18 protein-coding genes and 1 pseudogene are annotated in these 19,616 nt (G+C 65.5%); 11 read left to right on the forward strand and 8 right to left on the reverse strand.

The annotated features are described in order from the left end of the window. Positions 1-37 precede the first annotated feature (37 nt). From glpX to recJ, 4 genes are all read left to right on the forward strand, one after another. A complete protein-coding gene (glpX, locus tag BMY71_RS18775; protein ID WP_011502906.1) occupies positions 38-1,042 on the forward strand; it encodes a class II fructose-bisphosphatase in 1,005 nt (334 codons plus the stop codon). Positions 1,043-1,155: 113 nt separating this feature from the next. Beyond that, the gene (locus tag BMY71_RS18780; protein WP_092685734.1) at positions 1,156-1,599 is read left to right on the forward strand and encodes a GNAT family N-acetyltransferase; all 444 of its coding nucleotides are present in this window, start codon (positions 1,156-1,158) and stop codon (positions 1,597-1,599) included. Positions 1,600-1,729: 130 nt separating this feature from the next. Then, positions 1,730-2,458 carry a haloacid dehalogenase type II gene (locus BMY71_RS18785; RefSeq protein ID WP_092685735.1) on the forward strand — a complete coding sequence of 243 codons (729 nt, stop codon included), beginning with the start codon at positions 1,730-1,732 and terminating at the stop codon, positions 2,456-2,458. Positions 2,459-2,688: 230 nt separating this feature from the next. Then, the gene (recJ, locus tag BMY71_RS18790) at positions 2,689-4,530 is read left to right on the forward strand and encodes a single-stranded-DNA-specific exonuclease RecJ (RefSeq protein WP_092685736.1); all 1,842 of its coding nucleotides are present in this window, start codon (positions 2,689-2,691) and stop codon (positions 4,528-4,530) included. 128 nt (positions 4,531-4,658) lie between these two features. Here recJ and BMY71_RS18795 read toward each other — a convergent pair whose 3' ends face one another. From BMY71_RS18795 to efp, 5 genes are all read right to left on the reverse strand, one after another. Next, on the reverse strand, positions 4,659-4,949 hold the full coding sequence (locus BMY71_RS18795; RefSeq protein WP_092685775.1) for a hypothetical protein: 291 nt from the start codon (positions 4,947-4,949) through the stop codon (positions 4,659-4,661). 94 nt (positions 4,950-5,043) lie between these two features. Then, positions 5,044-6,159, reverse strand: coding sequence for an FUSC family protein (locus BMY71_RS18800; RefSeq protein WP_092685737.1), 1,116 nt, complete (start codon positions 6,157-6,159; stop codon positions 5,044-5,046). A gap of 10 nt (positions 6,160-6,169) precedes the next feature. Next, a complete protein-coding gene (locus BMY71_RS18805) occupies positions 6,170-7,396 on the reverse strand; it encodes a lytic murein transglycosylase (RefSeq protein ID WP_092685738.1) in 1,227 nt (408 codons plus the stop codon). Positions 7,397-7,493: 97 nt separating this feature from the next. Beyond that, positions 7,494-9,086, reverse strand: a complete 1,593-nt coding sequence (locus BMY71_RS18810; RefSeq protein ID WP_244526112.1) for a M23 family metallopeptidase — start codon at positions 9,084-9,086, stop codon at positions 7,494-7,496. A 195-nt stretch (positions 9,087-9,281) separates the two neighbouring features. Next, complete coding sequence (efp, locus tag BMY71_RS18815) at positions 9,282-9,848, reverse strand: elongation factor P (RefSeq protein ID WP_011502914.1); 567 nt, start codon at positions 9,846-9,848, stop codon at positions 9,282-9,284. Between the two features lie 140 nt (positions 9,849-9,988). On the opposite strand from efp, the gene epmA reads away from it, so the two are divergent. The 4 genes from epmA to BMY71_RS18830 all read left to right on the forward strand — a co-directional run bounded on the left by epmA (position 9,989) and on the right by BMY71_RS18830 (position 12,669). Next, positions 9,989-11,044 (forward strand): EF-P lysine aminoacylase EpmA, encoded by a 1,056-nt coding sequence (epmA, locus tag BMY71_RS18820; protein WP_092685740.1) that lies wholly within the window; start codon positions 9,989-9,991, stop codon positions 11,042-11,044. Continuing rightward, positions 11,041-12,132 (forward strand): lysine-2,3-aminomutase-like protein, encoded by a 1,092-nt coding sequence (locus BMY71_RS18825; protein ID WP_092685741.1) that lies wholly within the window; start codon positions 11,041-11,043, stop codon positions 12,130-12,132. The genes epmA and BMY71_RS18825 overlap by 4 nt, the downstream gene beginning before the upstream one ends. A gap of 70 nt (positions 12,133-12,202) precedes the next feature. Further along, positions 12,203-12,325, forward strand: coding sequence for a hypothetical protein (locus tag BMY71_RS25475; RefSeq protein ID WP_283804821.1), 123 nt, complete (start codon positions 12,203-12,205; stop codon positions 12,323-12,325). A gap of 26 nt (positions 12,326-12,351) precedes the next feature. After that, the gene (locus BMY71_RS18830) at positions 12,352-12,669 is read left to right on the forward strand and encodes a hypothetical protein (RefSeq protein WP_092685742.1); all 318 of its coding nucleotides are present in this window, start codon (positions 12,352-12,354) and stop codon (positions 12,667-12,669) included. Between the two features lie 28 nt (positions 12,670-12,697). On the opposite strand, the gene BMY71_RS18835 is transcribed toward BMY71_RS18830, so the two are convergent. Both BMY71_RS18835 and BMY71_RS18840 read right to left on the reverse strand, forming a co-directional pair. After that, positions 12,698-13,273, reverse strand: a complete 576-nt coding sequence (locus tag BMY71_RS18835; RefSeq protein ID WP_011502918.1) for an HdeD family acid-resistance protein — start codon at positions 13,271-13,273, stop codon at positions 12,698-12,700. A 254-nt stretch (positions 13,274-13,527) separates the two neighbouring features. Continuing rightward, the gene (locus tag BMY71_RS18840) at positions 13,528-13,764 is read right to left on the reverse strand and encodes a hypothetical protein (protein WP_092685743.1); all 237 of its coding nucleotides are present in this window, start codon (positions 13,762-13,764) and stop codon (positions 13,528-13,530) included. Positions 13,765-13,850: 86 nt separating this feature from the next. On the opposite strand from BMY71_RS18840, the gene BMY71_RS18845 reads away from it, so the two are divergent. The 3 genes and pseudogenes from BMY71_RS18845 to BMY71_RS18855 all read left to right on the forward strand — a co-directional run bounded on the left by BMY71_RS18845 (position 13,851) and on the right by BMY71_RS18855 (position 15,727). Next, positions 13,851-14,087, forward strand: a complete 237-nt coding sequence (locus BMY71_RS18845; RefSeq protein ID WP_092685776.1) for a hypothetical protein — start codon at positions 13,851-13,853, stop codon at positions 14,085-14,087. 282 nt (positions 14,088-14,369) lie between these two features. Then, a pseudogene (locus tag BMY71_RS18850) lies at positions 14,370-14,694 on the forward strand (response regulator). A gap of 214 nt (positions 14,695-14,908) precedes the next feature. Beyond that, positions 14,909-15,727, forward strand: a complete 819-nt coding sequence (locus BMY71_RS18855; RefSeq protein ID WP_092685744.1) for an FkbM family methyltransferase — start codon at positions 14,909-14,911, stop codon at positions 15,725-15,727. A gap of 686 nt (positions 15,728-16,413) precedes the next feature. Here BMY71_RS18855 and BMY71_RS18860 read toward each other — a convergent pair. Further along, positions 16,414-19,473, reverse strand: a complete 3,060-nt coding sequence (locus BMY71_RS18860; protein WP_139202683.1) for an autotransporter domain-containing protein — start codon at positions 19,471-19,473, stop codon at positions 16,414-16,416. Between the last annotated feature and the right edge of the window lie 143 nt (positions 19,474-19,616).

Below are 19,616 nucleotides of genomic sequence, written 5' to 3' on the forward strand. Positions count from 1 at the left end.
CGATGGGGTGCGGGCGGAGTGTTTGAGGAGAGGGCCGATGTCGACCACCATTTCCGTTCCGCCGCAATTGTTGCTGGAGCGCATCCTGACGCTCGAGATCGTGCGCGTGACGGAGCGTGCTGCGGTGTCGGCGGCGAGGCTGCGCGGCCACGGCGACGAAAAGGGCGCCGACCAGGCCGCGGTGGACGCGATGCGGCGCGAGCTCAACAAGATGCCGATCGAAGGCACCGTGGTGATCGGCGAGGGCGAGCGCGACGAGGCGCCGATGCTGTTCATCGGCGAGAAGGTCGGCGCCGGCATCGACGCCGGGCCGAAGGTCGACATCGCGGTCGATCCGCTCGAAGGCACCACGCTGTGCGCCAAGAACATGCCGGGTTCGATCGCCACCATGGCGATGGCCGAAGGCGGCACGCTGCTGCACGCGCCCGACGTCTACATGCAGAAGATCGCGATCGGCCCGGGCTACGACAAGGGCGTGATCGACATCGACGCGCCTCCGGAGGAGAACATCCGACGTCTCGCGCAAGCCAAGGACGTGCCGATCCACGGCATCACCGCGCTGGTGCTCGACCGTCCGCGCCATGCCGAACTCATTTCCAAGATCCGCGCCACCGGCGCCGGCGTTCAGCTGATCACCGACGGCGACGTCGCGGGCGTGATCCATTGCGCCGATCCGGAGAACACCGGCGTCGACATCTACATCGGCACCGGCGGCGCGCCGGAAGGCGTGCTGGCCGCGGCGGCGCTGCGCTGCATCGGCGGCCAGATGCAGTGCCGGCTGCTGCTCGACACCTATTCGAAGCGTAATCGCGCCGAGTCGATGGGGATCGAGGATCCGAACTTCGTCTACCAGATCGAGGACATGGTGAAGGGCGACTGCCTGTTCGCCGCCACCGGCGTCACCGACGGTTCGCTGCTGTCCGGCGTCAAGTTCCGCAAGAACGTGATCCAGACGGAGACCGTGGTGATGCGCTCGGTCACCGGCACTGTCCGCTACATCAAGGCCGATCATCGCCAGTTCGAGAAGTTCCACCTCGACTGAAACCCCGGGCTCCGACTTGATCGGAGCCCGAGTTTTCGATTGTCTGTTTGACGCGTTTCGTCACGCGAACCGGCGCCCACTTCGCTCGAAACGCATTGTGAGGAGAACGCCCGATGGCCGTCGAGATCCGTCCCGTCGGCCCCGACGAGCGCGACGCCTGGGAGCCGTTGTGGAACGGCTATCTCGACTTCTACCAGGCGACCCTGACCCCCGGCACGAGCGACGTGACCTGGGGACGGTTTCACGATCCCGCCGAGCCGATGTATCTGCTCGGCGGCTATGTCGACGGCAAACTCACCGGCATCGTGCAGTTCCTGTATCACCGATCGTGCTGGACGGCGGGCGACTACTGCTATCTGCAGGATCTGTTCGTCGCCGACAGCGCGCGCGGGCTCGGGCTCGGGCGGAAGTTGATCGAGGCGGTATACGATCGCGCCAAGGCCGACGGCTGCAGCCGCGTGCATTGGCTGACGCAGACGAGCAACGCGACCGCCCGACTGCTGTACGACCGCATCGCCGACGATTCAGGCTTCATGCAGTATCGGAAGCTGTTTTAGGCTCGTCATCCGGGGCGCGCGCAGCGACGCTGTGGGCGAGCCCGAATCTGAAACCGGCACGCGAGAGTCCGGGCTCGTGCTTTTCACGCGCGCCCCGAAACGACCGCGACAACAACAAGGGAGAAAAACGATGGCCGAAAGCGCCGCACCGACAGCCGTCAAAGCCCTGATCTTCGATATCTTCGGCACCGTGGTCGACTGGCGGTCCAGCCTGATCGAAGACTTCACCACCTGGTCGGCGACGCGCGGCGTCGAAGGCGACTGGGCCGGGCTGGTGGACGCGTGGCGGCAGGCCTATGTGCCGTCAATGGACGCGGTCCGCCGAAATCCTGCGCGCGGCTTCATCATCCTCGATGATCTTCACCGGCGCTCGGTGGAAAAGCTGGTGGCCGAGTTCGGCATCGAGGGACTCACCGATGACGATCTCCGCTACATGACGGAGGGGTGGCACCGGCTGAAGCCGTGGCCGGACGTGGTCGCGGGCCTGACCCGGCTGAAGACGAACTACATCATCAGCCCGTTGTCGAACGGCAATGTGGGACTGCTCACGCGGATGGCCAAGAACGCCGGTCTGCCATGGGATCTGATCCTGGGCGGCGATGTGTTCGGGCACTACAAGCCCGATCCCGAGACCTATCTGGGCGCCGCGCGTCTGCTGAATCTGCCGCCCGAGCAGGTGATGATGGTCGCCGCACACAATAACGACCTCGGCGCAGCGCAGAAGCTCGGCCTGAAAACAGCCTTCGTGCCGCGGGTCGCCGAATACGGGCCGCTGCAGAAACACGACCTCGAGGCCACCGGCGACTGGGACATCGTCGCTGCGGATTTTGGCGGGATCGCCGACCGGTTGGGGTGCTGATCCCTCATTCGTCACGAAGAACCCCGTCATCGTAAGGTGCGCGCCGTTGCGCGCCTCGAAGGATGGACCGCGGGCACGGCGCGCGTCGCCCCATCCTTCGAGGCTCGCCCTGCGGGCGAGCGCCTCAGGATGACGACTTGGTGCAGGTTGCCGGCGCTCGTGATGTGTCCATGTGTGGATCGACGCGGCCGGTTTGCCCTGCGCCGACTTCATGCTTATCTGCTCAGACCATGACGTTGCCCGCATCCGCATTGCCGCCCGAACCGGTGTCGGCGTTTCTCGGCGTGACCCGTTCCGCCACCGGCAAGCTGTGGCGCGATCGGCTCGATCCGCGCGGCACGGCGAAGGCGCAGGCGATCGCGCAGCGCTATCAATTGCCGGAGATGCTGGCGCGGGTGATCGCCGGCCGCGGCGTCGAGATCGACGCGGTCCCGGATTTCCTCGATCCGACCATTCGCAAGCTGATGCCCGACCCGTCGTCGGTGACGCAGATGGAGGCGGGCGCGCAGCGCATCTCCGACGCCGCGATGAAGCGCGAGACGGTGGCGATCTTCGGCGATTACGACGTCGACGGCGCGACCTCGGCGGCGCTGCTCACCTGGCACCTGCGGCATTGCGGGCTCGATCCGCTGATCCACATTCCCGACCGCATCTTCGAAGGCTACGGCCCCAATGTCGACGCCATCCGCGGGCTTTCGGAGAAGGGCGCGACGCTGCTGATCACGGTCGATTGCGGCACCACCAGCCTCGAGCCCTTGGCCGAGGCGCGCAGGCTCGGCATGTCGGTGGTGGTGATCGATCATCACCAATGCGGCGACGAACTGCCCGAGGTCGAGGCGCTGATCAATCCAAACCGGCCCGACGATCTGTCCGGCCTCGGCCATCTCGCCGCGGTCGGGCTGGTGATGATGACGCTGGTGGCGGTCAATCGCGAGCTGCGCCATCGCGGCTTCTGGACCGTCGAGCGGCCGGAGCCCAATCTGCTCGACATGCTGCATCACGTCGCGCTCGGCACCGTCGCCGACGTCGCGCCGCTGATCGGGCTCAACCGCGCTTTCGTCGCCAAGGGTCTGATCGCGCTGCGCCGGCGCGACCATGTCGGCCACACCGCGCTGATGGACGTGGCGCGGCTCAACGGGCCGCCGGACGTGTTTCATCTCGGCTTCATGCTCGGGCCGCGGATCAATGCCGGCGGGCGGATCGGCCGCGCCGATCTCGGGGTGCGGCTATTGCTCGAAGGCGACGTCTCGGAGGCGGCGCGGATCGCCGCCGAACTCGATCGCCTCAATACCGAGCGACGCGTGATCGAGCAGATGGCGGAAGCGCAGGCCGAAGCCGAGGCGATGGCCTCGCTCGGGCTGGAAGACAAGGGCGCGGTGATCGTCACCGCGTCCGAGGGCTGGCACCCCGGCGTGGTCGGGCTGGTGGCGTCGCGACTGAAGGAGAAGTTCGGCCGGCCGGCCTTCGCGATCGCGCTCGAGCCCGGCGGCATCGGCACCGGTTCGGGCCGATCGATCGGTGGCGTCGATCTCGGCCGTGCGGTGCGCCGCGCGGTGAGCGAAGGCCTGCTGATGAAAGGCGGCGGCCACGCGATGGCCGCGGGCGTGACGCTGCGCAAGGAGCGACTCGCCGAATTCCGCGGCTGGCTCGAAACCGCGCTCGCCGCCGACGTCGCGAAATCCCGCCATATCAACGAGCTGTTGATCGACGGCGCGGTGTCGGCGCGCGGGGTGACGACGGAGTTCGCGGCGACGCTCAATCGCGCCGGCCCGTTCGGCGCCGGCAATCCGGAGCCGGTGATCGCGCTCCCGGCGCATCAGCTGATCTATGCGGACGAGGTCGGGCAGGCGCATCTGCGGCTGCGCTTCAAATCCGGCGACGGCGCCATCGTCAACGGCATCGCGTTCCGCAGCGTCGGCCAGAAGCTCGGGCAGGCGCTCACGGAAAATCGCGGCCAGTCGCTGCACGTCGCCGGCTCGCTTTCGATCGACCGCTGGCAGGGCGCCGAGCGCGTCCAGCTACGCGTGATCGACGTCGCGGTGCCTGATCCCGGACCTGCGATGATCAGGTGACGATGATCAGGTGACAGAGTCATTCCGGGATGCGCGCTCTGCGCGCAGACCCGGAATCTCGCGGACGTGGAATGCGTTTCGGATTCCGGGTTCGTGAGCTTCGCTCACGCCCCGGAATGACTGCTCCGCTACGTACAGATCTCGCCCTGTATCACCATCTCGCGGAACAGCTCGACGGCCTTGGGATTCAGTGCGCCTTCGTCGGGCAGCACCAGCGGCAGATCGGGCGGGGCGAGGATGGCGAATTGGCGGCCCCATTCGTAGACCCAGGCGAGGCCGTCCTGGAACATCGTTTCGTCGTCGAATTTCGGCAGCCGTCCGGAGCGCGCCTCGGCGAAGCCGCGGCGGAAGGCGCTGTTCCAGACGATCTCATCGAGCGGAGCCTGGAAGGTCTCGGCCTGCGGGGGAACGTCTGTCACGGCGCGATCCAGCAACACATCCGAAGGTGGGGGCGATGGCGGGTATTATCCCACGCCGCGCGGCGATCCGCACCCGGACTTTCGGTGGATTTGCTCACGGCTGCCGCGGCGCGCGATCCGGCACCAGCCGGAGCGGCGTCAGTTTGCGGATCGCCGGCCGCACCAGCCGGCGGAAGGCGGCGTTGTGCAGCAGGATGCCGCCGATGAAGCCGACCAGACAGCCGAGCAGGGTGTCGATCAGCCGCGCCTCGATGATGGCGCTCGGGGCTTCCTGGCCAAGCGTGGCGGCATCGGCGAGGAAGATCGTCAGCGGCGTGATGAAGATCACCGCGAAGCCGTAGTGCCGGATCACCGCGGTTTCGATCACGAAGCTGAGCCCGAGCACCATCAGCGCGATGCTCCATTTCTCCAGCGGCAGCGCCAGCAAGGCCGCGGCGAGCACCAGCCCGAGCACGGTGCCGAGGATACGATGCAGCTGCCTGTTCCAGATCGCACGCACCGACAGGCCCTGGATCACCGCGAGGCAGCTCACCGGCACCCAATAGGGGCGTTCCAGTTGCAGCGCCTGCGCCAGAGCCAGCGAGACGCCGACCGCACAGCCGATCAGCACCGAGTCGAGCACGACGATCTCGAAATCCGCCGGCGCCAGCGGCTCGATCGGCAGCGGCTCGCGGATGCGCAAGACGAACAGAGTGTAGACGAAGGCGATCAGCGTCGCGAGCAGGCTGCCCATCCCGAATAGCCCGACCTTCAGCGGCACCTGCATCAGGTTTCCCGGCGTATAGGCGGCGATCGAGGCCGCCATCACGAAGAACAGGCTGCCGGGCGGACCGACACGGTAGAACCGGCACACCATCGTCACCATGATCGCGGTGAGGGTGATCGCCGGCACCAGCAGCCACGGCAGCAGATGCACGATCAGGCCGACCGTGTAGCAGGCGAGGAAGCCGAACGACGCCGCCATCATCCACACCATGCGATGATGCAGCGGCGTGCGCGGCAGATACAGAAACGCCATGCCGCCGAGCGAGGAGATCAGGCCGTAGTCGAGGTGATCGAAATAGGCGCCGATCAGCATCGGCGCGCCCGCGGCCAGCGCGACGGAGGCCGGCATCTGCCAAGGCCGGTCGCTCGGATTGATGGTGACCAGCGCGCGCCACTCTTCGCGCGCCAGCGCCTTCACCCTGTGCCAGGTCCAGTGATGCCGCATCGCAGGCGGCCTACGGACCCTGCCGCAGCCGCGCCAGCAGCTTGAGCCCGCCATAGCCGTCGGCCGGTTGCATCCCGGCGCGGGTCTGATAGTCGCGCACCGCCTTCATCGTATCGTTGCCGACGCGGCCGTCGGTGCCGCCGGTGTCGAAGCCGGCGCGGGTCAGCCGGGTCTGCATCTCCTGCACCTCGGCCAGCGTCATCGTGCGCTCCGAGCCCGGGAACGGCTGGGCGAACGGGCCGCCGCCGAGAATGCGATCGCCGAGATGGCAGATCGCCAGAGCGTAGTTCATCGACGGGTTGTAACTTCTCACCGCGTAGAAATTCGGTCCCAGCAGGAATTGCGGGCCGCCCTCGACCGGCGCCCACATCTGCGCGCTCGCCTGCGGATCGGGAAACGGTTCGCCGTCGACGCGGGTGACGCCGGAGCGCGACCAGGCCAGAAAAGAGCGGCTGCCGCTGATCGCGCCGCCCGGGCCGCGCACCTCGTAGCCCCAATGTTCGCCGCGGTGATACTTGCCGCGATTGACCAGGAATTTCGCGCTGGAGCCGAGCGCGTCGTCGGGGCGGCCGAACGGCGAGACCCGGCCGTCGCGGTCGTAGTCGATCCCGACATTGAGCCAGACCTCCGGCATCCATTGGGTATGCCCCATCGCGCCGGCCCAGGAGCCGCGCATCTCATCGGGCGTCGACCAGCCGCGGTCGACGATCTTCAGCGCGTTGATCAGCTCGGTTTCCCAATAGGCGCGGCGGCGCGGCTCGTTCCAGGCCAGCGCGGCCAGCGAGGGAAACACCGGGCGCATGTGGTTCTGCTGCACCAGCGGATCGCCATAGGCGCTCTCGACGCCCCACAGCGCCAGCAGCGTGCCGCGCTCGACGCCGAAGTCGCGCTCGATCCGCGCGAACAGCGGCTCGTTCTTCTTGAGCGCCTCGCGGCCATTGGTGATCCGCCAGTCGGAGACGCGGCGGTTGATGTATTGCCAGAGCTGCTCGTTGAATTCCGGCTGCTTCTGGAAGTTCTTGAAGACGCTCATGTCCGGCTCGAGCCGGGCCATCGCGCGATCCCAGGTCTGCGGCGAGATGCCCTTGGCGAGGGCGCGGCTGCGGAACTTGTCGCGCCAGTCGTCGAAGCCGGCCGGGGCTGCGCGCGCCGCCGCAGGTAGCATCACGGCCGCGCCAAGCGCGGTCTGCAGCAGGCGGCGGCGGGTCGGCGTGAAGCGGGAATCGAACTGGGTCATGGCGAGCAGTGTAGCGCCTGGGACCGGCGGCGGGCAAAGGCCGCCGTGAAATTGCCGCCAGCGGAGGGGAGTTCCAGAAGCGGGTCCGCCGGGCCGATCAGGGGGCTTCAAACTGCTCGCCGCCCTCGCGCTCTTCGGCGGCGCGGGCCGCGCCCTCCGGATTGGCGTGGACCTCGATCGCGACCGGCTGCCCGTCCGGCAGGATCTCCCGCCCGCGACCGCCGAGCAGCCGCTCATAGGCGGCGATCAGCGTGGTGTAGGGATTGACCCAGAGCCAGCCGTCCGGCGTGAACACCTGGACGTCGAAATGCAGATGCCGCGTCGTGCCGTTCGGGAAGTCGAGATAATTGCCGACGACGCCGAAGCGCTCGCCTTCGGCGACACGGCGGCCGCTGAGAACGCCGTCGGCATCGAGCTCCCACGGATTCATGTGCATGTAGCGAAAGCGGATGTGCTCGCGGCCGGTGTTGACCTGCAGCGTCACCGCCTGCTGTTTCGGCGAGCGGATCAGCACGCCGTCGCGCACCGCGACCACGCTCTGCCGCCTCACATCGCAATCGGATTGTCCTGGCAGGCAGGCGCCGGGACTGATGTCCTGGCCCTGATGGCCGAGGCCGGTGGCGCACTGGCCGACGCCGAAACTGCGGCTTTCGCAGAAATTGTCCCGCCACGGATAGGCAAAGGCGCTGCCGCCGTTAGCAGGGCGATGCGGCACGTAGGATTGCGAGCGCGCATAGGCCGGCTGCTTCTCGATCGGAAACCTGATCTGCGCATAGACCGTGAGGTCGGGCCGGCCCTGCTGCTTGCGGAAGCCCGAATTGGCGATGATGTCGCCGCTCGGCCGATAGGTGAAATCCGGCGCCAGCGCATTCGGCCGTTCGGCCACCGCCGCGTCGATATCGCTGCGCGGGCGATAGGGCCGGCCGCCGGCGATGCGCAGCGCCTTCAGGAAGCGCTCGGCCACCGGGTAGCTTTCGCGGCAAGCGAGGCGCTGCGCCTTCGCTATCGAGTCGAGGCACTGGATCGACACCACATAGGCCACGCCGAACCGGGTGAAGGCGTAGCGCACATGGCCTTCGCGGATGAAGCGGCGCAGGTCGGGATATTGCGCGGCCAGCGCCTTGACCGGTTCGCCTTTGCCGCCGAGCGGATCGGCGATGTCGTAGATCAGGTTCGAGCCGGTGATCTGCACCTCGACCGGCTTCGCGAAGACGCGCGGCGGCAGGTCGTCGCCGGCGCCGGGCTCGAGCGCGAACAAGGCGTCGTAGCCGGCGGGACCGGCGTCGAACATCTCGACCGGGCGGAAGCCGGACTGCACGCGCGCCAGCTGATCGCGCGCCGGCGTGGCATTCGGGTCGGCGTCGAGCAGCGCCGCGGCGTCGAACGGCAGCAGCACCGGCACGGCGCTCTGGCCGATGCCGGGGAAGAACCGGGCGGCGATGGCGTTGAGCCGGATCAGCGCCGGGATCTGGCGCGGATCGGAGGGCGACAATCCGCGGCGGCCGCTGAAGCTGAATTCGGCGGCGACAACCGGGTAGGCGTTCAATTCGGAGCGAAACTGGTTCAGCGCCGCGCGCCAGTCGACCCGCAAGGTGGTGACGGTCGGGGTCCGGAACTCATCGGCGACCGCGGCAGGCAGGGCAGCGGCCGCGAATCCGAACATCAACAGCAGTGGCAGTCCGCGCAGCATCCGCAGAATGATCTGGCCGATCCACCCCTGGTTCAACGTGACGCGCCTCCTCACGATCCGAAGGCAAATCTATCGGTGTTTCAGCCTTGGGGCCAAGCCCGGGCCTTACGGGGGGCTGTGCTGGCGGTCCACCCACGAAAAAAGCCCGCCGGGATGCGGCGGGCTTTTGTCGAATTCAGATGATCGTCGGGCGTCTCAGTCCTTGGCGCGCTCGACGTAGGAGCCGTCCTCGGTCAGCACCACGACCCGGGTGCCGACGCCGACATGGGGCGGCACTGCGGTGCGGACGCCGTTCGACAGGATCGCCGGCTTGTAGGAGGAGGAGGCGGTCTGGCCCTTGGTGACCGGCTCGGTCTCGACCACTTCGAGGGTGGCGCGCTGCGGCAGCGTGATCGCGACCGCGGTGGTGTCGTGCATCGACAGCTTCACCACCATGTTCTCGGCCAGATACGGCGCGGAGTTGCCGACCACATCCTTCGTTACCTGGACCTGGTCGAAGGATTCCGGCTCCATGAAGTGGAAACCTTCGCCGTCTTCGTACAGGAAGGTGTAGTTGCGTTCTTCGATCGTCGCCTTCTCGACCTGGTCGGTGGTCTTGTAGCGCTCCGAGACCTTCACGCCGTCGCTGATTCGGCGCATTTCGATCTGGCTGACCGGAGTTCCCTTGCCGGGATGGATGTTTTCGGCAGACAGGACGACGTACAGCTTCCCATCTTGCTCGAGGACGTTGCCCTTGCGAATAGAACTGGCGATGACTCTCAAAGGAATATTTCCTGTGGTTCAGGTCCGGGCCCGATCCGGGCGTTGGCATCCCGAGGCCTGCGAAACGGTTTCGGGGCGCAACATACCCATTTGGCCCGCTTATGCCAGCGTTTTGCGCTTCCACGCGGGGGCTACTTGAGATGCAGGGAGGTACTTTCGCGTCGCCATGGTGGGACCCGGCCAGGTATCTGGACCGGAAGCCGTTTCTGCGCGCGCGCAGCGCGGTGACCCGGGCCGCGCGCGACTGGTTCGCCGCCGCTGAGTTTGCCGAGGTCGAAACCGCCATCCTGCAGCTTTCGCCGGGCAACGAGACACATTTGCACGCGCCCCGCACCGAGATCAAAGGACCCGACGGCGAGCTCCGGACGCGCTTCCTGCGAACCTCGCCGGAATTCGCCTGCAAGAAACTGCTCGCGGCCGGCGAGGAGCGGATCTTCGAGTTCGCCCGGGTGTTTCGCGACCGCGAGCGCGGCCGGCTGCATCTGCCGGAGTTCACCATGCTGGAATGGTACCGCGCCGGCGCGGGCTATCAGACGGTGATCGCCGATTGCGTCGCGTTGATCGCGCTGGCGGCGCGGACCACCGGCATCGGGCAGTTCTCGTTCCGTGGCCGGACCGCCGACCCGCAGGCGGAGCCGGAGATGCTGACGGTCGCCGCCGCGTTCGCGCGCTTCGCCGGGATCGATCTGCTGGCGACCATCATCGGCGGGGAAGGCGATCGCGATGCCCTGGCGTGCGCGGCCGCCGCGAAGGTGCGTGTCGCGGACGACGACAACTGGTCGGACATCTTCAGCAAGGTTCTGGTCGACCATATCGAGCCGCGGCTCGGCGAGGGGCGGCTGACGGTGCTATGCGAATATCCCGCGCCGGAGGCGGCGCTGGCGCGCACCAAGGCGGACGATCCGCGGGTGGCCGAACGCTTCGAGGTCTATGCCTGCGGCGTCGAACTCGCCAACGGCTTCGGCGAACTGACCGACGCAGCCGAGCAGCGCCTGCGGTTCACGGCGTCGATGGACGAGAAGGAGCGCCGCTACGGCGAGCGCTATCCGCTCGATGAGGATTTCCTCGCGGCGGTCGATCGGATGCCCGAGGCGAGCGGCGTCGCGCTCGGCTTCGACCGGCTGGTGATGTTGGCCGCGGGTGCGATGCGTATCGATCAGGTGGTGTGGACGCCGCCGGCAGGCGAGGCTTCATGAGCAAGGTCACCCGACTGCAAACGCCTGCGGCGGCGACGCTGCGCCAACCCGCCGAACTGATCGCGCAGGGCTTGGTGCCGGCCGACGCGCAGGACGATCTCGAGCAGATCGCGCAGCGCTACGCGATCGCGGTGACGCCCGACATCGCAGCGCTGATCGATCCGGACGACCCGGACGATCCGATCGCGCGGCAGTACATCCCGCGCGCCGAGGAGCTGGCGACGCTTCCGATCGAGCGCGACGATCCGATCGGCGATGGCGCCCATTCGCCGGTTGAAGGTATCGTGCATCGCCATCGCGACCGCGTGCTGCTCAAGCTGGTGCATGTCTGCGCGGTGTATTGCCGGTTCTGTTTCCGCCGCGAGATGGTCGGGCCGGGCAAGGACAATTCGCTGTCGGGCGACGCGACCGCAGCGGCGCTCGGCTACATCCGCGCGCATCCGGAAATCTGGGAAGTGATCCTGACCGGCGGCGATCCCTTGATGCTGTCGCCGCGCAGGCTCGCCGACATCATGGCCGAGCTGGCGACGATCGATCATGTCAGGATCATCCGCTTCCATACGCGGCTGCCTGTGGCCGAGCCGGCGCGGATCAGTGCGGAGCTGGTGCGGGCCTTGCGGGTCGAGGGCAAGACGGTGTGGGTGGCGCTCCATGCCAATCATCCGCGCGAGCTCACCGCGGCTGCGCGGGCGGCGTGCGCGCGCATCATCGACGCCGGCATCCCGATGGTCAGCCAATCGGTGTTGCTGGCCGGCGTCAATGACGACGCAGCCACGCTGGAAGCGCTGATGCGCACCTTCGTCGAATGCCGGATCAAGCCGTATTACCTGCATCATGGCGATCTCGCGCCGGGCACCGCGCATCTGCGCACCAGCCTCGCGGAAGGGCAGGCGCTGATGCGAGCGCTGCGCGGCCGCGTCTCCGGTCTGTGCCAGCCCGAATACGTGCTCGACATTCCGGGCGGCTACGGCAAAGCACCGGTTGGCCCCAACTATTTGGCCGCGGATGATGGAACGGCAGCGGATTCGCGCTATCGTGTCTCCGACTATTGCGGCGACGTCCATCTGTATCCGCCCAAGCCGGCTTGAGCGACCGAGAGCCGCAAGCGGAGGACGGCAACTGCAACGTCGAGAACGCGTTGTAGCTGGGATTCCCGCCGTGCTGGTCGCGGCAGGAACCTGGCTGCTGACGACGATGGCGGAGGTGCGCAAGGTGCAGGACTGTGCCGGGCAGGGCCGCCGTAACTTCGAGGCGATCGCGCTGCCGGAACGCAGCCGATAGACGCCTCTCTCTGAAGGAGGCGTTCCATGAAAAGACTCATCATCGCGACCACGATTTTCACCTTGGCCAACGGCGTGTTCGCGGTTGCGCAGACCGGGTCCGGCGGCACGGGCGGTGCTGGTTCGGGCGGGATGAGCGGCGGCGCCGGCGGTCTCGGCGGTCCAGCCAATCCCACGGTGCCGCCGGCGTTGACGCCCGACCAGCGCGTCACCGGCCAGGCGCCGATCGGTCATCGCCAGCCGCGCCGCTCCGATCCAGGTAGCGCAGGCAGCGATATCGGCCAGGTCGATCCGGCCGACGCAGCGCTCGACCGCAAGATCAAGAGCATCTGCCGCGGCTGCTGAGCCGCGGCCGTTCTCGACGCTTCGGTCGTCAGGTCTTGTTGCGGGCGGCGAGTGCCAGCGCGATCAGCGACGATCCGCCGAACACCAGATTGATGCCGACCAGAAGGCCGATCACCCAGGCTGCGGTGCCGGGCCATCCGGAAATAATGATGAACGCCACAAGGATGTCGATGACGCCGGCGGCGAGCATCCAGCCCCAGCGCTCGGACAATCGTCCGCGATGCTGCAGCGCGTACATGATGGTGGCGACGCCTTCGGCGAGGAAGTAGATCCCAACGACGAAGGTCAGCGTCACGATGCCTTGCACCGGCATCGCGATCAGAATGATGCCGGCGATCACCGCAAGAATGGCGGAAGCCAGCGACCACCAGAAACCCGGCGCCTGCCGCGCCCAGAAGCTGAGGACGATGCCGGCCACGCCGCTGACCAGGAACATCCAGCCGAGCACGATGGCGATCGCGAGGCTCGCCAGCAGCGGCAGCACGATCGCGGCAAATCCGAGGATCAACAGCAGGATGCCTTCGATCAGATAGGCCTTCCAATGCTTGCGGATGGTGGCGTCGACCGTGGCCTGCAGCCGGTTCGGGTCGTCTGAGAGCGTCATGGGAATCTCCTGTGCCGTGAACACGGCGGAACCATACCCTGCGCAACGTATCGCGGCGCAAAATGTTCGGCGGTATTTTGCCCCGTCGGCCCTGCCGCCAAGGCCGCGCCAGCCATACCTGGCACTGTCGTTATTGTCGGGTAAACGAGACACGCCTTGACGGACCCTCGGGGCGCAATGCGGGCAGGGCGCATCTGGCGCGGCCTGGTGATTCGACCGGGCATGCTGCCCGTCGATGGACGCCCGGGAATCAGTTAGTTGTTGGCGGACAGGTTGGTTTTTCTCCGACCGGAGCAGATGCGATGATCCCATCCTTGTTGCAGCTGGTCGCGCTCGGCTTTGCGATCACGGTGTTCGTTTTTGCCTAAGCCGGAAGACGCTTCGGCGTGAGCCACGCGTTCAGGACGACGCGCAGCGCCGCCGCTGGGCGCGTTGCTGTCGGACGCCTCGCGATTGATCGGCTCGGCAGCGGATGGCTTGCTCTGTGTCAACCTTCGTCGATGCGATCGATGGCATGATGAGCGACATACGATCGGCTTGCCGCCGGTCGCTTTCTTTTTAAGTGGGCGAGGGCTTCATGGGCCAGCAACGACGGCCGGCGTGCACGGGATGCGGAGAGCGGACTGCGCTGGCGCGGATTTCCCCAATCGAGAGCATTCACGAACTGCGCACCTTCGAATGCGTGCGCTGCGGCCAGGTCGACCGCTACGCCGTCAAGGCCGACCCGCGATCCTATTGGGTGCTGTTGCGCGATCTGAGCAATCCGGTGGAGTCTGAGGCGTTGGACGCCGGCTGCAGTGGAAACGCCAGGTGATGTAAAGCGTATCGGAAAGCTAAAATCGCCCAAGTCCTTAGGGTCCAACCCGGGCCCGATGGAGCAGCACCGCTCTACATGTACGTCCTCGCATTTCCCGTCGTTCCCGTGGATCGCGGCGAACCAGCTTCGTATGCATGGCGGTTCCTTGCCGAGACGCCGCGTGTAACGAGTTCGTCCTTCAGGCTGCTGCACCGACTACGCGCCGCCCGTATATCCGAGGGACTTATGAAGAATGGCAAGGCAGTTGTCCTCGTGGTCGAAGACGGCGCCATGATTTGAATGGGCGCCCTGGATCTGGTGCTGGCTGCCGGCTACGAAGCGCTGGAAGCGCGCAATGCGGACGAGGCAATTCGCGTGCTTGAAACGCGCGACGACGTCGACCTGGTTTTCACCGACGTTCAGATGCCTGGCACCATGAACGGCATCAAGCTGTCGCACTACATCCGCGATCGGTGGGTGGCCGCCGGTTAAGCTGATCGTGGCGTCAGGCGACGCCATCCTCGAGGAGAGCAGCCTGCCGACCGGAAGCAGATTCTTCTCGAAGCCCTACGATGAACACACCATCACAGACGCGATGGTGCGGCTGTTTTCGAGCGAAACCTGATCGGCGGCACTCGTCGGCGCGTTTCTCAGTGTCCCGGATTGCGCTGATACCAGCAACATTGTCCCCGAAATCACGCGCGACTACCGTCCCTTCGGCCGACATTCGGAACGTTGCGACAGCCGAATGATGACTCAAAGAAGGATTGCAATTGAGGCGCGACCAGGTTCCTTGTATGCATTCACGCATGGCGTAAGGACGTATGGGCGGATGAGAGATGGCGTTATCTGTCGACCGGAGGCTGATCTACGACCTTGGGCTTCACGAAGGACACGACACTCGGTACTATCTGGATAAGGGGTTCCGGGTTGTCGCCCTGGATGCCAACCCTCGTTTCTGCGAAATGGGACGGGCATCGTTCGCGAACAAGGACTGCGTTGTCGTTGAGCGAGCTTTGTATTCCGAAGCAAATAGCGAAGTCACTTTTTATGTTCGTGACGACTCCGATGGCTGGAGTAGCGTGTTCCAGGGTGTCGCCGAGCGTGATGGTCGGTCGAGCACTACCGTACGCGTGAAGACGACGACCCTCTCGGAGTTATTCGAAGCGTACGGGGTGCCATACTACGTCAAGTGCGATATTGAGGGCGCGGATACTATTTTCGCCTCCCAACTGGTCGGGGATGGACGGCTCCCTCCCTTCGTCTCAGTGGAAATCGACAGTCTGGAAGTTCCGGAAAAGCTTCGAGCCGCTGGGTATGATCGATTTCAGATCGTAAATCAGGCGCACCTTTCGCTTTACCGATCGCCCAAGCCGGCGCGAGAGGGGCGTTATGTTCCGATCACGTTCCACGGCAAGATGAGCGGTCCCTTTGGGCGTGAATTGCCTCGAAGACGTTGGGTTACCTTCGAACAGGCAGCAGCTCAGTTCCGCACATATGAGGCTCTACCGAAATTGAGTTGGCTGCGACGCAAGGTCCTCCGGCGCTGGGGAAAGTTGACCCATCGCGGATGGCTGATCGGACAAAGTTGGCTGGACCTGCACGCGACAACCGTCGCAGAGCTTGGACGAACCGCCGATCTCCCTTGTCACGATTAGAGCAGGATGACGTCTCTTCGAATCGTCATCCTGCTCTGGATTCTGAGCCCCCGCGGTTCCGGCCACCTTTTTGGTTCTGACGATCCGTTTGGGCATCAGCTCATCCTTCTTGGACAGCCTCAGAGCCTTCCAGATCTCTCTTCAACTAGCCGAGCGGTTTGTCGACCATCCCGTTGGGATCGCGGGCCATGCGCGAGGACGAGGACTGTCGGGGAGTTTGAAGCGGAAGTTGACCAGCTATTCCGCCATACGAGATGCGTCATTCGCGCGGCCATAATTGCAATATAATTCTAGATATCACCGAAGGCTCCGGTGCGAAAAAAATCCTCTTCCGTCGCGTGCGTTTGTCGGAGGTTCGGGGCGCCGGAGGGACTCGTATTACCCCGGGCCCCAGGAGGGAGTATGATTGCCCGATACTATGATCCAGGAGCCTCACTGGATAACTTCGGCGCAATTTCTCTCGAGAACGGGCAGCCCAAATCTTTTCCGCCCTGATCGATGTTGCACGCGGCACCGAAGAAGCGCTTCGGGCGCTGAAGTGCGTTCGCGCAGTGCCGCACTGGCTCCATTCTCGGCCATCAGCATAAAAGCACCAGATATCACCACTGCTAGCCGACCCAGCAATGGCCGGAGCGGCTTGTCTTGGAGCAGTCCGTCTTGGAGCAGTCAGTTGTAGCGCTGGTTATTTACCACTGATAGCGCGCGACGCCCTTGCCCGCATAGCTGCGGGTGACGTCGGAGAACTCGCCTTCGAAGATCGCCGCGAGCGAGAAGCCGCTGCGCCACTTCACCTCGGCGGAGGCCGTGGTCAATGCGGCGTCGCTGGCCTGCCGTGCGCCGTTGACGACGAACGACGCGCCGGGCACGGACTGGAACGTGGCGGCGACGCTGCGGTCGGGATTGAACTCATGCGCCCAGGCGAAGCGACCGCGCAGGGTCAGGATGGAATCCGTCAGCGCATAGGCCTTGTCGGTGCGGACACCAAGCTCGCTGCGTGTCGAAGTGATACCCTTCGCGTCGTAGTTCAGCGCGAAGATGCCGGGACCGGACAAGACCTGCTCGCGATAGCCCGGCAGGTCGAACGCGGTGGCCTGCACCGCGGCGTAAGGCGTCGCGCCGATCTCCATCCATGGCGTGACATAGCGGTTACCCGCCTCCAGCCGTCCGGAATAGGCATTGACGTTGAAGCGCGCCTGCAACTGGTCGATGCCGGCGACGTTGCGGTCCGTCGTCACATCCTGCCACGCATAGCTCAGCGCAGCGGTCAGATAGCTGGTCCCGATGGTGTGGCGCACGAAGCCACCGACCTGGAACAGATCCGACCGGCCGTTGCCGCTGTTGGCGACCGAGAAGGTGGTGCCGCCGCCAGACATGGCGAAGCCCGCCAGCGTGTTCGGTGAGATGCGATAATCAGCGCCGACCGCCGCGCCATAGATGCGGCTGGTGGAGGTGTTCGATCCCGTCGCAGTATTGCCATCGGTGGTCTGCGAACCGCCGAAGCCGGTCGCCCACACGTTCCAGCGCTGCGCGAACGGATCGGCTTTCACCGGCATCGCCTTACTGAACATTGCGTAGGCGCTGCGCGGCGAATGCTCTTCGACATAGGATGAGACGCGCGCCGACGGCGAGACGCTCTCGCTTCGGCCTGCCGCGAACGGATCGATCATCGCGCCCATGAACAGGTTCATCGCATCGAAAGTCGTCTGCTGCGATCCGACGCTGGTCTCGCCTGACGCCTGCGAAAGACCGGCCGGCGTCAGCGCGCCGAACACGATCGGGATTGCGCCGCCGGCGTTGAAGGCATTGATCACGGCGTTGCCGACATTGCGCTGGTTCTGATTCAGCGGCGTAAAGACCGGAGCCGTCGGATTTGTCGGCTCCGGCTTCGGCTCCGGCGTATAGTTCAGCGCCAGGTTGAGATACACGTTGTTGGCGTCGTAGCCGAGAGAGGTATGGAAGTTCGTCGGCAGGTTGGTGGTCTTCACCGTCGGGTCGAAGGTGCCGATCCGGCCGTCTGTCGTGGTCAGAATGGTGTAGGTCTTGCTGATATAGCTGCCATTGGCGAACACGGCATTCACCGTCGCGCCGCTGTCGATCGTCACCATGCCGGGCGAATTCAATCCGGTGACCACCTTGGAAAAGGATGCCGTCAATGGATCGATCGTCACACTGTAGAAGGCGCCGGACTGGAAGGCGAGCGAGCCCTCGACGATGGTAGAGCTTCCCGGCGTGCCATCACCGGGCTTGAACGTGCCGCCGCTGTAAATGGTGACTGAAGGCGCAACGATGATGCCGGCTCCCGTCAGCGTGGCGCCATCATACACGCCCACCGACGAGGTCCCCGTGATCGTGCCCCGCACATCGAGTGTGCCGCCATTCACAACGGTGGCGCCGCTATATCTGTTGATGCCCTGCAGCGTCGTCGTGCCGTCCTCCGTGGTCAGGCTGGCGGTGCCGCCGAGATCCTTGATGGTGCCGCCGTTCGAAAACACGGACGCATTCAGATTGCCGTTCTGAAGCATGCCGCTGTAGAGATTCACCCTGGATTGCGTCTGGGTGGTGGTGCCAAGATCGAGCGTGCCGCTATGGACGGTCGTCGTACTGGTTGCATTTCCCAACGTACCGGCACCTGAAAGCTTCAGCGTGCCGTCGTTGATGACCGTGCCGCCGGAATATGTATTGGCGGCAGAGAATGTGATCGTGCCTGACCAGTCCTTTGTGATCGTTCCGCCGCCGGTGATGACATTGTCGATCACCGTACCGCCCGGTAGGCCGGGTACACCATACAGCCACAATGCTGCATTGGATCCGAGGTTGATGTTGCCGGACAATTGCGACGTCGGGCCGGTAAAGCGCAAAGCACTCCGGCCATCCGTGAAGTTGATGGCGTTCGCCTGCGTCACGGAATCGCCGCTCATGCCGCCGGCGATGCTGCCGCCGGCGAGCATCGTGACGTCCATCGACGCGCCCTCCAGGCCGACCCCGCCGAGACCAGCGGTGCGGAGACCATTGAGGCCGCCATTCGCGCCCGTAGCACCGCCGTTGCCGCCGGAGACGCTGTTGCCGATGATCACCTGCTTGTTTGCAGTGTTCGTGAACCGCAGACCTACGCCACCGCTACCGCCGCTGCCAGCAGCGGCGTCATTGAGAGCGTCGCCTCCGGCGCCACCGGAGCCGCCATAGACAGAGGTGGTCAGCGTGCCGAGGAGGCCGGATCCCGTAACTACAGCACCATAGCCACCGGCTCCGCCGCCGCCAGCCTCGGCAGCATCGTGATCTATTGGACTTGTATCACCCAAGCCTCCCTTGCCGCCGGCACCACCTCTGACACCCGATGTCGGCAGGGCGGCTCCGACATAGCCGTGGGCACCACCGCCGCCACCGCTTCCAAACCCCCAAAAGTCCATGGAACCGGCAGCACCGTCAGCGCCGGGAGTGGAGCCTCCTGCTCCCCCCGCATCGTATAGGCTTGTACCGCCTTGGCCGCCGGTCGTTCCAGCGCCGCCGCCGCCGCCGCCGCAACATCCTGAGCCATCCTCGCCGGGCGATCCCGGGTCCGTCAACTGATCATCGCCACCCCTTGCGACCCAGTGGGCATAGTGTCCCGATGCGCCGCCCCCGGCGAATGCTGGCGCTGTGAGCGCCGTGCTGAAAAGGAGAGCGGCGGCAAAGCCACTGATGCGAAGGGTCCGATGAATGACTTTGTCAGCGTCCAGAGCTATCACCCGCAGTTCGGAAATCCCCATGCTCTACCCCAATCACGCTGGTGCGCCCCGCATCCGCGAGCGTCTCCTTGAGAGTCGAATTCTTGATTCCGACTCGATTGAACTCTGCTTACCTCCCGTCATGTCAGATTTGTCCGGCCATCTGGTCGCGCGTTGTAAATGGA

This window comes from Rhodopseudomonas pseudopalustris (assembly GCF_900110435.1).
In the GTDB taxonomy this organism is placed as follows: Bacteria; Pseudomonadota; Alphaproteobacteria; order Rhizobiales; family Xanthobacteraceae; genus Rhodopseudomonas; species Rhodopseudomonas pseudopalustris.

Bases quoted from the DNA above. Each gene is read 5' to 3' on its own strand.
- BMY71_RS18805 (WP_092685738.1), bottom strand. From the start codon at position 7,396: ATGACCCAGTTCGATTCCCGCTTCACGCCGACCCGCCGCCGCCTGCTG.
- BMY71_RS18780 (WP_092685734.1), top strand. From the start codon at position 1,156: ATGGCCGTCGAGATCCGTCCCGTCGGCCCCGACGAGCGCGACGCCTGG.
- BMY71_RS18800 (WP_092685737.1), bottom strand. From the start codon at position 6,159: ATGCGGCATCACTGGACCTGGCACAGGGTGAAGGCGCTGGCGCGCGAA.
- recJ (WP_092685736.1), top strand. From the start codon at position 2,689: ATGACGTTGCCCGCATCCGCATTGCCGCCCGAACCGGTGTCGGCGTTT.
- BMY71_RS18845 (WP_092685776.1), top strand. From the start codon at position 13,851: ATGGGCCAGCAACGACGGCCGGCGTGCACGGGATGCGGAGAGCGGACT.
- glpX (WP_011502906.1), top strand. From the start codon at position 38: ATGTCGACCACCATTTCCGTTCCGCCGCAATTGTTGCTGGAGCGCATC.
- epmA (WP_092685740.1), top strand. From the start codon at position 9,989: ATGCAGGGAGGTACTTTCGCGTCGCCATGGTGGGACCCGGCCAGGTAT.
- BMY71_RS18830 (WP_092685742.1), top strand. From the start codon at position 12,352: ATGAAAAGACTCATCATCGCGACCACGATTTTCACCTTGGCCAACGGC.
- BMY71_RS18855 (WP_092685744.1), top strand. From the start codon at position 14,909: ATGGCGTTATCTGTCGACCGGAGGCTGATCTACGACCTTGGGCTTCAC.
- BMY71_RS18825 (WP_092685741.1), top strand. From the start codon at position 11,041: ATGAGCAAGGTCACCCGACTGCAAACGCCTGCGGCGGCGACGCTGCGC.
- BMY71_RS18785 (WP_092685735.1), top strand. From the start codon at position 1,730: ATGGCCGAAAGCGCCGCACCGACAGCCGTCAAAGCCCTGATCTTCGAT.
- BMY71_RS18860 (WP_139202683.1), bottom strand. From the start codon at position 19,473: ATGGGGATTTCCGAACTGCGGGTGATAGCTCTGGACGCTGACAAAGTC.
- BMY71_RS18810 (WP_244526112.1), bottom strand. From the start codon at position 9,086: ATGCTGCGCGGACTGCCACTGCTGTTGATGTTCGGATTCGCGGCCGCT.
- BMY71_RS18835 (WP_011502918.1), bottom strand. From the start codon at position 13,273: ATGACGCTCTCAGACGACCCGAACCGGCTGCAGGCCACGGTCGACGCC.